Below are 14139 nucleotides of genomic sequence, written 5' to 3'. Positions count from 1 at the left end.
CCCGCTGCGGCTGGGCAGCACGGCCCGGCGCCGCCGCGTCGTGGCCGGCCGGTGCGCGGGACGCCCGGTGCCGAGCGTGGCACGCAGCGGCGCGAGGGTGTCGCCGGAGATCCGCCCCGCCCACACCAGGTCCCACAGCGCGGACACCAAGGTCGCGTCGTCCAGCGAGCCGACCTGGTCGGAGATCCCGCGGAAGAACAGCGCCCCACCCCCGCCGAGCAGCTCAAGCACCCGCTCGTGCACCGGCGTCATGGTGATCTCGGCGGGTTCGGGCATCAGCAGCGGCGCCGTGTCGGCGAAGTAGAGCGACACCCATCCGTCACCGCCGGGCAGCGAGCCCTGACCCACCCACATCACGTCACCCGCCGAGGTCAGCTCGTCGAGCAGCGCCGGATGGTAGGCGGGCACCCGCGACGGCAGTACCAGGGTCTCCAGCGCCGAGGCGGGCACGGCCGCTCCCTGGAGTTGTTCGATGGCGCGGACGAGGGAGTCCATGGCCCGGGCCGCGCCGATCGACTCACCGCGCGGCCCGCCGACGCCGCTTCCCGTGCCGGAGCCGGTGACGCCGTGCCAGGCGGGCAGGAACAGCGCGAGCGTCTCGGGGGCGACCGGCTCGACCTCCTTGCGCAGCCTGGCCAGCGACCTGCGGCGCAGCATCCGCAGCACGCCCGCGTCGCACCACTCCTCGCCGCGCCCGCCCGGCCGGAACTCGCCGTTGACGACCCGCCCGGTCGCGGCCAGCCGCCGCAGCGCGTCGCTCACCACGGCCACGCCGAGCCCGAACCTGGCGGCGGCCGTGTCGGCGTGGAAGGGCCCGCGCGTGCGGGCGTGCCGGGCGACGAGGTCGGCCAGCGGATCGGGCACCGGCTCCAGGAAGGCGTGCGGCACCCCCACAGGCGGCGGCACGCCCAGCGCGTCACGCATGCGGGCCGCGTCCTCGATGGCCGCCCACTGCTCCTCGCCCGCGATGCGCACCCTGATCGCCCGCCGGGCCCGTTCGAGCTCCTCCAGCCAGGCGGGATCGCCGCCGCGCACGCTCACGTCGGGCGCCAGCAGCGGCCCGTGCGAGCGCAGCAGGTCGGCGAGGTCCTCCGGGTCGCGCAGCGGCCGGTCGAGCCTGGCCAGCTCGCGTTCGCTGTCGGAGATCACGTCGGGGTCGAGCAACTCGCGCAGGTCGGCCTGGCCGAGCAGCTCGGCCAGCAGCGTGGTGTCCAGCGCCAGGGCCTGCGCCCGGCGTTCGGCCAGCGGGGCGTCTCCCTCGTACATGAACGCGCCTACGTAGTGGAACAGCAACGAGGCCGCGAACGGCGAGGCCTGCGAGGTCTCCACCTCCACCAGCCGCACCCGGCGCGCGGCGATGTCACGCATGAGCCGCACCAGGCCCGGCACGTCGAAGACGTCCTGGAGGCACTCGCGCATCGTCTCCAGCACGATCGGGAACGAGGCGTATCGGGAGGCCACGCCCAGCAGGTGGGCGGCGCGCTGCCGCTGCTGCCACAGCGGGCTGCGCCGGCCCGGCGTGCGGCGCGGCAGCAGCAGCGCCCGGCCCGCGCACTCCCTGAACCGGGAGGCGAACATGGCCGATCCGCCCAGCTCCTCGGTGACGATCTGCTCGATCTCCTCGGCGTCGAACGCCGCCACGTCGGTCGGCGGCTCGGCCAGCGTGTCGGGGATGCGCAGCACGATGCCGTCGTCGGAGTGGACGGCCTGCACGTCGATGCCGTAGCGCTCGCGCAGCCGCCGGTTGATCGCCAGCGCCCACGGGGCGTGCACCCGCGCGCCGTAGGGGGAGTGGATCACCACCCGCCAGTCGCCGAGCTCGTCGTGGAAGCGTTCGACCAGCAGGGTGCGGTCGTCGGGCACGTAGCCGGTCGCCTCGCGCTGCTCCTTGAGGTAGGACAGCAGGTTGCCCGAGGCGAACTCGTCGAGGCCCGCGGCGCGCATCCGTTCGGTGGAATCCTGTCTGGCCTGCTCGCGCAGGAACTGCCCGATCGCCCGCCCCAGCTCGGCCGGCCGGCCAGGCGCGTCGCCGTGCCAGAACGGCAGCTTGCCCGGCTGGCCGGGCGCGGGGGAGACGAGCACCCGGTCGGCCGTGATGTCCTCGATCCGCCAGGAGGTCGCGCCCAGCACGAACACGTCGCCGACGCGCGACTCGTAGACCATCTCCTCGTCCAGCTCGCCCACCCTGGAGGCCCGCTCGCCGACCAGGAAGACGCCGAACAGGCCGCGGTCGGGGATCGTGCCGCCGTTGGTGACCGCCAGCCGCTGCGCGCCCGGCCGCCCCCGCAGGGTGCCGGTCACCCGGTCCCACACGATGCGCGGGCGCAGCTCGGCGAACTCCTCGCTCGGGTAACGCCCGGCCAGCATGTCGAGCGTGGCCTCCAGCGCGCTCCTCGGCAGCGTCGCATAAGGGGCGGCCCGCTTGACCACCTCTTCGAGCTCGTCGACCGTCCACTCGTCGAGCGCGGTCATCGCCACGACCTGCTGGGCCAGCACGTCGAGCGGATTACGCGGATAGCGCAGCTCCTCGATCAGCCCGCTCTTCATCCGTTCGGCCACCACGGCCGTCTGCACCAGATCGCCACGGTATTTCGGGAAGATGACCCCCCTGGACACCGCGCCCACCTGGTGGCCCGCCCGCCCGATGCGCTGCAGCCCGCTGGCCACGCTCGGGGGCGCCTCCACGCAGGCGACCAGGTCGACCGCGCCCATGTCGATGCCCAGCTCAAGGCTGGAGGTGGCGACCACGGCCGGCAGGCGGCCCGACTTCAGCGCCTCCTCGATCTGCGCCCGTTCCTCCTTGGAGACCGAGCCGTGGTGAGCGCGTACGATCTCCGACACGACGCCCCCGCCGGATCCGGCCTGCGCCATCATGTCGGCGGGCATCCGCCTGACCGGCCCGGACGTTTGAGACGGCTCCCGCGGCCCCCGGACGCCCGCGTTCCCGGCGCCACCCTCAGCCCTCGACCCGGCCCCGCCTTTCGACTCGGCCCCGCCTTTCGACCCGGCTCCGTTTTTCGATCCGGCCGCGCCCTGCGAGTCGGTCCTGCCCGTTGAATCGCCGCCCGCCGGCCCCGCGTCCAGGCTCGGCTCGACGGCCGGGCCGGTCTCCCAGATCGACAGGTCGACGGCCTCGGCGGCGGCGCCGTGCTCGCGTTCGTAGGCCAGCTCGTTGAGCCGGGTGCACAGCCGTTCGGCCAGCCGCCGCGAGTTGGCGAACACGATCGTGGAGCTGTGTGCCTCGATCAGGTCGAACAGCCGCTCCTCCACGTGCGGCCAGATCGACCGGTTGGCCGGCTCGGGCGCGAACTCCTCCTCCGCCGGCTCCCCGCGTGGCCGGCCCTCCATCTCCGTCATGTCCTCGACGGGAACGACGACCTCGACCTCGATCCGCTTGTCCGACGGCGGCTGCACCACGGTGGCCGGTCGCGCCCCGCCCAGGAACGCGGCCACCTCGCTCACCGGCCGCACGGTCGCCGACAGCCCGATCCGCTGCGCCGGCTTGTCGAGCAGGGCGTCGAGCCGTTCGAGAGTGATGGCCAGGTGAGCGCCGCGTTTGGTGCCCGCGACCGCGTGCACCTCGTCCACGATCACCGTCTCCACGCTCCGCAGCGCCTCCCGCGCCTGGCTGGTGAGCAGCAGGAACAGCGACTCCGGCGTAGTGATCAGGATGTCGGACGGCCTGGCCGCGAACCGCCTGCGGTCCTCGGCAGGAGTGTCGCCCGACCTGATCGCCACCGAGATCTCCGGCACCGGCAACCCCAGCCTGCGCGCCGTCTGCTTCAACCCGGCCAGCGGCGCGCGCAGGTTACGCTCGACGTCGACCGCCAGCGCCTTGAGCGGCGACACGTAGAGCACGCGCGTGCCCGCCTTACCGCCCGGATCGGGCTCGCGCCGCGGCTCGGCGGCCAGCCGGTCGAGCGACCACAGGAACGCGGCCAGCGTCTTGCCCGACCCGGTGGGCGCGACGACGAGGGTGTTGTCGCCACGCGAGATCGACTCCCACGCCCCCTCCTGGGCGGCCGTGGGAGCTTGGAAGGCTCCGGTGAACCATTGCCTGGTCACCTGGCTGAACTGGGCTAGCGAGCTCACCCAGCCATCCTGCCTCGCGCCACCGACAGAAAACCATTTGGCCCGGCGCCGTGCGATTGAGGGGCCGCCCGCGTGGACATACAGCGACCGTGACCATCGATTACGCGGCCATCGAAGCCCGCCGTACGGACATACGAGAGCGTTACGTGTTACCGCACCGGCCATCGAGCAGCGCGCGCGGTCTCCACCACATGGCCCTGCTCTCCTCCGACGTGGAACGGACCATCAAGTTCTACCAAGAACTCCTGGAGTTCCCGCTCACGGAGATCATCGAAAACCGCGACTACAAGGGCTCCAACCACTTCTTCTTCGACATCGGCAACGGCAACCTGCTCGCCTTCTTCGACTTCCCCGGCCTCGACCTCGGGCCGTACCAGGAAGTGCTCGGCGGGCTCCACCACATCGCGATCTCCGTCGACCCCGCCACGTGGGAGCGGCTTCGCGGGAAGCTGGAGATGGCCGGCGTGCCGCACCAGATAGAGAGCGGCGCCTCCATTTACTTCAAGGACCCCGACGGCGCCCGGCTGGAGCTGCTCGCCGACCATCTCGGTGAGATGTACGGCGCGCGGGTGATGTGACCTAACGCCGCGACGCCCTGCGCGTACGCGGCTTGCCCGCACGTGGTGCCTGTCTGATGCCCGCGTGCCGCTCGGCGCGCTCCGCCTTCTCCTCACGTACGGTCTGGCGCAGCGCGCGCAGTAACCGGCGGCGTCTGGTTCTGTTGGCCTTGGTTCTGGCTGTCTTCGGGGGTGAAGACTTGGGGGTCTTTGGCATGAGGATGTCCTACCCACACCTCCGGGGATTCCATACTTGAGTCCATGCGCCTGACGGAGTTCTGGAGACGGATGAACGCCCACTTCGGCGAGACGTACGCCGAGTCGTGGGCCCGCGACTACGTCCTCGCGCCTCTGGGCGGGCGGACCGTGGTGCAGGCGCTGGCTGACGGGGAGAGTGCTAAGACGGTGTGGCGCGCGGTCTGCCAGGTGGAGGACGTGTCGCCCAAGCTGCGGTGATCGGGGCGGGTTGTGGTCGTTCTGGGGTGTTCGTGCCGGTCTCGGGTGGTGTTGCACCGATCGGGTGACTGAACGGACGCGGGTGGCCGAATCGGCTCGGTCGGCCGCACCGGTGGGGGCGCGTACCAGCAGGGGCGACCGTGCCGGAGGGGTGGCCGCGCCGACTGCGCACCTCGACGTACACGGGCGCCCGGCGGTGCCGGTAAGGCCACGACGCTCTAGTCAGGGCGGCCGGAGTGGCCCGGGCGGGTCCGGGCGGTCTTCGTGGTCCTGCTCGTCCGGCGCGAGTGTCCGGCGAAGGGCGGTGGCCGCACGGTCCAGCTCGTCCGCGGAGCCCTGCCCGCCCGGCGACCACAACAGCTGCCATCCGTTGTTCGAGGGGGTGGCGAAGACGATCGTCTGACGGCCGGTGCGAGGATGCCACACCCACAACACCGGATCCTCACCGCCGACCATCCGGCTGACCAGGCCGTAGGCGGGCAGCAGGTCGGCGAGAGCCTCGAGATGGACACGTCGTTCCCCGGTGAAGCCGCTCGCCACGTGCCGCCTCCAACTGTCGCCCTGCACTGAGTCTCCCCAGCTCATCGCGCCTGACAACACACGGTGCCCAACCGTCCGCGTACATCATCGGAGCGCCGTTCTTTCCTGCGGACGCGCATCCCGTCCTCACCCGCCCTCCACCCCAGTACCTGTCCGAATCGCCCGCTCATCCGCGCCCGTTCGCCCTCCGCCCTCGCCCCAACCCCAGCACCGCCCACCAGCACCGCCCACCAGCACCGTCCACCCGCCCTGGACCCCAGTCCTGGACCCCAGTCCTGGACCCCAGTCCTGGACCCGCACAGTCCCGGCCTTGCACGACCCGACCTCGACCTGCGACCCACGGCCCGAGCCTTCGAGAGTCACCCCCCAGCCCCGTCGCCTGCCCGGACCTATGTCACCCAAGCCCAAGAAGCCCAAGCCCTGGCCCTCGACCAGTTCATCCACCAATCCCTCGACCAGTTCATTGAGCGGTTTCGAGTCGAACGGGGTCCAGGAGCCTGATGATCAATGACGACCTGCGTGTTCCTGCTGAGATCGAACAGCCGTTCGGCTACGATATGAAAGCCGGGCCACGTCTTCCCCGACTGCGGCAGAAATTGTCGGTGGCAGGCCGTAGCTTTCACTCGACTGATCGGACCACGACCCTCCAGGGGGAGTTCCATGGCTATCAACGACCGCGAGAAGGCCCTCGAGACCGCGCTCGCTCAGATCGAGCGGCAGTTCGGCAAGGGCTCCGTCATGAGACTGGGCGACGACGCCCGAGCTCCCATCGAGGTGATCCCCACGGGGTCGATCTCCCTTGACGTCGCCCTCGGCATCGGCGGCCTGCCGCGCGGCCGCATCGTGGAGATCTACGGTCCTGAGTCCTCGGGTAAGACCACGATCGCCCTCCACGCGGTGGCCAACGCCCAGCGGGCCGGCGGCATCGCCGCGTTCGTCGACGCCGAGCACGCCCTCGACCCCGAATACGCCAAGAAGCTCGGGGTCGACACCGACGCGCTGCTGGTCTCCCAGCCCGACACGGGTGAGCAGGCGCTTGAGATCGCCGACATGCTGATCAGGTCCGGCGCCGTCGACATCATCGTCATCGACTCGGTGGCGGCCCTGGTGCCCAAGGCCGAGATCGAGGGCGAGATGGGCGACAGCCACGTCGGCCTCCAGGCCCGCCTCATGTCCCAGGCGCTGCGTAAGATCGCCGGCGCCCTCAGCAGCACCGGCACCACCGCCATCTTCATCAACCAGCTCCGCGAGAAGATCGGCGTCATGTTCGGCAGCCCCGAGACGACGACCGGCGGTAAGGCGCTGAAGTTCTACGCCTCGGTCCGGATGGACATCCGCCGCATCGAGACCCTCAAGGACGGCACGGAGGCGGTCGGCAACCGCACCAGGATCAAGGTCGTCAAGAACAAGATGGCCCCGCCCTTCCGCGTCGCCGACTTCGACATCCTCTACGGTGTGGGCATCTCCCGCGAGGGCGGCCTCATCGACATGGGCGTGGAGCACGGCTTCGTCCGCAAGTCCGGCGCCTGGTACACCTACGAGGGCGACCAGCTCGGCCAGGGCAAGGAGAACGCCCGCAACTTCCTGAAGAACCACCCCGACATGGCCAACGAGATCGAGAAGAAGATCAAGGACAAGCTGGGCGTGGGCCCGCGTCTCGACGCCCCCGCCGAGGCCGCCGCTCCGGCTCCGGCCGCAGCCGCTCCTTCGGGGCGGGGCTCGAAGTCCACCCCGAAGCCGGGTGACGTCTGATCGACCACGCATGAGCAGCACGGATCGCTCGCAAGCGTCCCCTCCACCAGACCGGGGCGCTCAGCTTGAGCCCACTTCGTCACGCAGGCGCGACCTGGCCCGTTCGGCCACGGACGGCTGGCCGTCGGTGGATGAGTGGCGCGAGCAACGCATCCGCCTGCGCGCCGCCGAGGCGGCGGAACCCTCCGCCGCCGCCCCGCCGGACACAGACCCCCCACCATCGGAGCCCTCGCAACCACAATCAGACACTCCCCACGAAGACCCTCCAACCCAACAGGCCGCTCCTGACACCACTCCCACGAGCACGCCCCCGGAACCCAGCACATCCCTGGATCCCGGCGGTGACGAGAAGGGTGCCCAGGATGCCCTGCCACGTCCCCAGGACGGTCGGCCACATCCGGACGACTCACAAGATCCACGCAACGACACACCCTCCGCCGAAGCCCGGTCCAAGGCAGGAACCGCGGACGACTGGCACTCCAAGGTGCTGGCCGGAAGCAGTTGGTTCGCATCCGACCAGAGCGACGGCGGCACGGGCTGGTCAAGCAAGGGACGCCGCTCCAGCGGATCCGGCAGAAAGCCCGGTCGTTCCGGAAAGAGGTCCCGATGGTCCGATCGCGAACCTGACGAGCCCGAAGGCACAGCCGGGCGGCCTGGTGAGGAGACCGGACGCTGGGGCGGGAGCTCGGGGCAGCCTGACCCCGAAGAAGGAACGGACCGACTCGCCGACACTTACGGAAGCCGCGCCCGATCAAGCCGCTTCCGCAACCGCCCCGGCAGGTCAAGCAACGGCGAACCCGAACCACACGACAGCGAAGCCGGCTCCCACGACGGCGAAACCGAGCCGCGCGGGGGCCGAATCGGGCCGTCCGGCAGCGATGTTCGGCCGTACGGCGGTGGGGCCGGGTTCCGTGATGGTGACGCCGGCCTGTATGGCGGTGCAGGTGGGCCGCGCGATGGCGACGCTGGGCCGCATGGCGGTGTAGGCGGACCGACCGCCTGTGAAAGCGGGCTATCTGGTGGCGGCGCGTGGTCATCCGGCGATGGGAGCGGGTTTAGCAGCGGTGTAGGCGGATCGCGTGGTGGCGAAGCCGGGCCGCGTGGTGGCGAGGGCGGGCCATCTGATGGGGATGCTTGGCCCTATGGCGGTGGCGGTAATGCTCGGGGTCGTGGCGGTGGGCGTCGGGGCGGTAGACGGAATGGGGACGGTGGTCGGAAGCGGGGGTGGTTGTCTGACGGGCCGGATGAGGGGAGTGGGGCCGGGTCGCAGGCGCATGCCGACCCGGAGTCCGTCGCTCGGGCCATCTGCCTGCGCCTGCTCACCATGGCGCCCAAGACCCGGGCTCAGCTAGCCGAGGCGTTGCGTAAGCGGGACGTGCCGGAGGAGGCCGCTGAGGCGGTGCTGAGCCGGTTCTCCGAGCTCGGGCTGATCAACGATGAGGCATTCGCCGAGGCTTGGGTTGATTCACGGCATCACGGTCGCGGGCTGGCCAAGCGCGCGCTGGCGGCCGAGTTGCGTCATCGGGGTGTCGACAGCGACACGGTGAACGAAGCCGTCGAGCGACTGGACCCCGACCAGGAAGCGGAGACGGCCCGGAGGCTGGTCGAACGTAAGCTCGCCTCCACCAGGTCCCTCGACCCGCAGGTACGGACGCGACGGCTGGCCGGCATGCTCGCGCGCAAGGGCTATCCCTCTGGACTGGCCTTCCGCGTCATCCGGGAGGCGCTTGAGCAGGAGGGCATCGAGATCGAGGAAGACTTCTCCTAACCCCTTGAGCCCTCCCGTCCTCTGCTGGTCGATCGTTTGTGTGGTGGTTCGAGTGCTGCATGGGGGCCTGTGCGGGTCCCGTACCGGCGGCGTCGGAGTTGCGTCGTGCCGAGTGGGGGAACGGTCGTGTTGCGCATTGCTGACCTGGGCGAATCAGGTGGAGTCGGTGGAGATGCACCGTTCTGTGGGATGTGGCCCGTTCTGCTCGGCGGGCGTCGTTCCTTGAGGTGACTTGGAGTGTGTACGGCGGGCACAGAAGCCCCACCACCGCGGGGGTTGTCTGGGTTGGTGGGGATTGGGGGGGTAGGGCGGGGTCGCATACTGGGCTATTCGGGCACTAATGGGGGATATCGGGCTGGATGTGGAGATGCGGGCCTGTAAGACACGCTTGATGACGCGTTTGCTTGCTCGTGACCTGTTCGACGCATAACCTCGACGGCAGTGAGGAGTTACTCCGCGCAGCGCGGATTGCCATACCGGTGAACGACGGACGAACGAGCTTGGATGATCGAGGCGGACGAGGTGTCGGCTGGAGCAGTCGACGCCCGGTCAGCCTTGGCTTGACATCGATACTGGTGAAGACGCCGACCGGGCTCTGCGCAGCGCGCCTGTGACCCCTCCCGTTTTGTGGCCGCGTTATGAGTTCTTGACGACGCGAGGAGGGCGGGGCGTACATGGGGCCGCTGGTCGTGGTGCTGATGGTGGCGGTGCTCGTGCTCGCGTTCGGGATGATCGCGGCGCTCCTCGTCGTCATACGGCGCACTTCGGGCAGCCAGCCCCGCGCCGGCAAGCCGAGTGCCGAGCAGGTGCACGTCGTGCACGAGGAGCTTGAACAGGCGCGTGAAGAGGCGCGGGAGATCCGGCACAAGGCGGAGACCGACGCTGAAGAGATCCTGCGCAGGTCGGAGGCGGCCGCCGAGAGCGCCGCGCAGACGCGGCGGGAGGTCGAGGAGGAGAGCCGGATACTCAAGTCCGAGCTCAAGGAGCTCCGCTCCGACCTCGAACGCCGTGAGGCCAGGCTGGCCGAGCGGGAGCAGCGGCTGGACGAGGAGGCCAGGCGGCAGTCCGAACGGGACAGGAAGCTGGCCGAGACCGAGGTCGAGCTGGCCGACCGCCGGGAGGAGTTGCTCCAGGTCGAGGACGAGCGGCGGGTCATCCTGGAGCGGGTGGCCGGGCTCACCGGCGAGCAGGCCAAAAGCGAGCTGGTCAGGGAGATCGAGAACCAGGCCAAGCGCGAGGCCGCGCTGATCATCAGGGAGATCGAGGGCGCCGCCCGCAAGGAGGGCGAGAAGCGAGCCACGAAGATCGTGACGCTGGCCGTGCAGCGGCTGGCGGTGGAGCAGACGGCCGAGTCGGTCGTCAGCGTGCTGCACCTGCCCGGTGACGAGATGAAGGGCCGGATCATCGGGCGCGAAGGGCGCAACATCCGCGCGTTCGAGTCCACGACCGGGGTCAATCTGATCATCGACGACACGCCGGAGGCGGTGCTGCTGTCGTGCTTCGATCCGGTCAGGCGGGAGACGGCGCGGCTGACGCTGGAGAAGCTGGTGCTGGACGGCCGCATCCACCCGCAGCGCATCGAGGAGGCGCACGACCGCAGCCGCCAGGAAGTGCAGGACCTGTGCGCGCGGGCCGGTGAGGACGCCCTCGTCGAGCTGGGGATCACCGAGATGCATCCCGAGCTGACGCTGCTGCTCGGGCAGTTGCGCTATCGCACCTCGTACGGACAGAACGTGCTCAAGCACCTCATCGAGTCCGCGCACATCGCCGGGATCATGGCCGCCGAGCTGAAGATGAACCAGACGCTGATGAAGCGCTGCGCCCTGCTCCACGACATCGGCAAGGCTCTCACGCACGAGGTCGAAGGCAGTCACGCGCTGATCGGCGCGGAGATCGCCCGCCGGTACGGCGAGGAGGAGGACGTGGTGCACGCCATCGAGGCGCACCACAACGAGGTCGAGGTGCGTACCGTCGAAGCGGTGCTCACGCAGGCCGCCGACGCGATCAGCGGCAGCCGTCCCGGTGCGCGGCGCGAGTCCCTTGAGGCTTACGTCAAGCGGTTGGAGCGGTTGGAGGAGATCGCGCAGTCGTACGAGGGCGTGGAGAAGGTGTTCGCCATGCAGGCGGGCCGGGAGATCCGGGTCATGGTCAAGCCTGACGCGATCGACGACATTCAGGCTCAGGTGATCGCTCGCGACGTGGCCAAGCAGGTGGAGGAGGAGCTCACCTACCCTGGGCAGATCCGGATCACGGTGGTGCGGGAGTCACGGGCGACCGAGTTCGCTCGCTAGGTGCAGGTGCAGGTGCAGGTGCAGGTGTTTGTGCGGGTACGCGTGAATGGTCGGGTTCCGCGTAGCCAGGTTCGGGGGTCGGGGGGTTCAAGGGTCTGAGTGGTTCGGGGATCCGGGATTCAGGGATCCGAGGTCCGGCGTTTGGGGATCCGACGTTCGGGGGTGCGGGGCCGAGAGGTTCGGGATTCGGGGATTCGAGGTCCGGAGGTATGAGGGTGTGGGTGGCCGAGGTTCCCGGGTCCTAGGTTCCGGGGGCTAGGGATCGTGGGTTCGAGGGGTCGGGATCCGGGGTTTGGCGGTCTGGGGTTGGCGAGTCCGAGGATCGGGGGTTCGAGATCCGGGTGGTTGGTGCGGGGCCGAGAGGTTCGGGGGCGAGGTTCGGAGCGCGGGGGTTGCGGGTCCGAGGATCGCGAGTCCGAGGGCCGGGGCGTGGGGGGTTGCGGGTCCGAGGATCGCGAGTCCGAGGGCCGGGGTGCGGGGGGTTGCGGGTCCGAGGTTCAGGGGGCCGGAGGTTCGGGGGGCTAGGGACTGGGGCTGGGGTTTGGGTTAGATGAAGATTTGCTGGTAGAAGGCCAGTTCTGCGGCTAGGGCCGCTGCTCGGGTTTCGGTGCGGCGGAAGCCGTGGGACTCGCCTTCGAAGGCCAGGTACGTGCACGGCACGCCACGTTCGGACAGTGCGTCGGCGAAGGCGGCTGACTGCTCGGGTGGGACCACCGGGTCGTCGAGGCCCTGGAGGAGCAGCATGGGGCGGGTGGCTCCGTCTACGAGGGCCAGGGGCTCTCTGGCGGCGTACACCTGGGGATCCTCCGGCCCGACCAGCCACTCCACGTAGCGTGACTCGAAGTCGTGGGTGTGGGCGGCCAGCGGGGCGAGTGCACTGACGCCGTAGTAGGACACGCCACCGGCGAACACCTCGGAGCTGCAGCAGGCCGCCATCACGGTCCAGCCGCCCGCGCTGCCCCCGCGTACGGCGATCCTGGCGGGGTCGGCCAGGCCCTGCTCGGCCAGCCACCGTGCGGCGGCTATCGTGTCGCGGACGTCCACGAGTCCCCACTGGCCCTTGAGCCGGTCGCGGTAGGCCCTGCCGTAGCCGGTCGAGCCGCCGTAGTTGAGGTCGAGGACGCCGATGCCGCGCGAGGTCAGGAACGCCTTCTCCAGGTCGAGCGCGGTGTCGGCGTGAGCGGTCGGGCCGCCGTGTACGAAGACGACGTAAGGGGGTGGGCCGGACTGCTGCGCGGCTTCGGTGTGGGGTGGGTAGAGGAAGGCGTGCACGTCTTGGTGGGTGGTATCCCCAATCCGTGCGTCTTGGTGGGTGGTGTCGCTGGTTTGTGTGTCTTGGTCGGTGGTGCTGGCGATTCGGGTGTTCTGGTCGGTGGTGTCGCTGATCCGTGCGATCCGATCTGCGGTGCCGCCGATTCGTACGGGGCGGGGGACGGGCAGGTAGGCGGGGTCGGGCAGGGCGGAGGGCGTGGGGGTGAGGGGGTGGTGGGAGCCTGTCGCCGGGTCCACGGTCACGACCGAACGGGGCGTGGTGGGGGCGTACGCGATGCCGGTCACAGCGGTGCCGTCGGTGGCCAGGACGGCGTCCCAGCCGCTGTAAGGGGCCTCGACGTCGGTGAGGGCGCCTGAGGCGGGGTCCAGCAGGCCGAGTCGCAGGTCGCCGCGCCCGTGCAGGACCGCGAGCCGGCCGTCGGCGAGGACCGCGTACGGCATCCCGCCCAGTCGCCACGGCGGCAGCGTGAACTCCTCCTCGGCCGGGTGGAGCGCTCGCGCCCCGTCGCCGTGCAGGCCGATCTCGTAGAGGTTCCACCAGCCCGAGGAGTCGGAGACCAGGTAGAGCCGGGTGTCGTCCTTCCAGGCGGGAGCCAGGACGGATTCGGTGACGCCGCCCCGCACCTCCCAGGAGTCGCCGTCCGAGAGGCGGACGACGCGCAGTTCGGTGCCGTCCCAGGGCATGCGGGGGTGGTCCCAGCAGACATAGGCGAGATGTCGTCCGTCGGGGGAGATGGTGGGAGAGGCGTAGAAGTCGCAGCCGGTGGCCCATTCGCGGATCTCACCGCCGTCGAGCGGGACGGAGACGACGGCTCTGGTGACCTTGCCGTCCTCCGCGTGGTGCTCGCGTACGCACCACACCTGTCCGTCGCGCACCAACGGATCCGCGTAGCGGCAACCCGGCGGAGTGACGGGTTTCGGTTCGCCGTTTTCCGGCAACAGGTAGAGGCGCTGATCTTGCAGGTTGGCGAAGACCACCTCCCCCTCGGGGGTCACCGCGTACGGGCGGCCGCCGTACTCGTGAACCCGGGTGCGCGCGCACCACGGGGCGGGCAGCAGGTCACGACGGGTGCCGTCGGCGGCGCGGCGCACGACCGTGGTACGCCCGCCGTCGTCGGGACGGTCCTCGGTCCACCACGTCCGGCCGTCCATGAGCGTGGGCCAGCCGGGACGTACGGCGGAGCCGGCCACGTCTCTGGTCGAAATGGGGGAGGGCCAGAAAGGCATACCTCGCATCCTGCCGGAAGATCGCCGGGCGTGCGGTGCTGTCCTCACAGTTCAGCCCGCGTGAACGGCTCCGGGGGAGAGGAGGGGAGGGGGCCGGGGCAGCGTTCAGTCGCTGAGAGGTTCAGCCAGGGGTGGCTGGGCGTGCCTCAGCCAGGGTGTGGTTGGACGGTGGCTGGGTGTGGTT

Annotated in this window: 8 protein-coding genes; 5 read left to right on the top strand and 3 right to left on the bottom strand. The window is 70.3% G+C overall.

Annotated features, from left to right (window positions below):
* A partial coding sequence (locus ABFX54_RS25740) for a DEAD/DEAH box helicase (RefSeq protein ID WP_346108798.1) occupies window positions 1-4092 on the bottom strand: 4092 nt, incomplete at its 3' end.
* Window positions 4093-4181: 89 nt separating this feature from the next.
* Here ABFX54_RS25740 and ABFX54_RS25735 point away from each other — a divergent pair.
* On the top strand, window positions 4182-4670 hold the full coding sequence (locus tag ABFX54_RS25735; protein WP_346108797.1) for a VOC family protein: 489 nt from the start codon (window positions 4182-4184) through the stop codon (window positions 4668-4670).
* Window positions 4671-4910: 240 nt separating this feature from the next.
* Window positions 4911-5105, top strand: coding sequence for a DUF3046 domain-containing protein (locus tag ABFX54_RS25730; protein WP_111184544.1), 195 nt, complete (start codon window positions 4911-4913; stop codon window positions 5103-5105).
* A 222-nt stretch (window positions 5106-5327) separates the two neighbouring features.
* On the opposite strand, the gene ABFX54_RS25725 is transcribed toward ABFX54_RS25730, so the two are convergent.
* Window positions 5328-5645, bottom strand: coding sequence for a hypothetical protein (locus ABFX54_RS25725; RefSeq protein WP_346108795.1), 318 nt, complete (start codon window positions 5643-5645; stop codon window positions 5328-5330).
* A gap of 660 nt (window positions 5646-6305) precedes the next feature.
* On the opposite strand from ABFX54_RS25725, the gene recA reads away from it, so the two are divergent.
* From recA to rny, 3 genes are all read left to right on the top strand, one after another.
* On the top strand, window positions 6306-7397 hold the full coding sequence (gene recA / locus ABFX54_RS25720; protein ID WP_346108793.1) for a recombinase RecA: 1092 nt from the start codon (window positions 6306-6308) through the stop codon (window positions 7395-7397).
* A 1228-nt stretch (window positions 7398-8625) separates the two neighbouring features.
* The gene (recX, locus tag ABFX54_RS25715; RefSeq protein ID WP_428834564.1) at window positions 8626-9165 is read left to right on the top strand and encodes a recombination regulator RecX; all 540 of its coding nucleotides are present in this window, start codon (window positions 8626-8628) and stop codon (window positions 9163-9165) included.
* A 674-nt stretch (window positions 9166-9839) separates the two neighbouring features.
* On the top strand, window positions 9840-11456 hold the full coding sequence (gene rny / locus ABFX54_RS25710) for a ribonuclease Y (RefSeq protein ID WP_346108790.1): 1617 nt from the start codon (window positions 9840-9842) through the stop codon (window positions 11454-11456).
* Window positions 11457-12002: 546 nt separating this feature from the next.
* On the opposite strand, the gene ABFX54_RS25705 is transcribed toward rny, so the two are convergent.
* Complete coding sequence (locus ABFX54_RS25705; RefSeq protein ID WP_346108788.1) at window positions 12003-13955, bottom strand: S9 family peptidase; 1953 nt, start codon at window positions 13953-13955, stop codon at window positions 12003-12005.
* Window positions 13956-14139 lie beyond the last annotated feature (184 nt).

The sequence above is a fragment of the Nonomuraea maheshkhaliensis genome (assembly GCF_039529435.1).
Lineage (GTDB): Bacteria > Actinomycetota > Actinomycetes > Streptosporangiales > Streptosporangiaceae > Nonomuraea > Nonomuraea maheshkhaliensis.
Note: the sequence above shows the minus strand (reverse complement) of the source record. Positions and strands in the feature narration are given on the sequence as shown.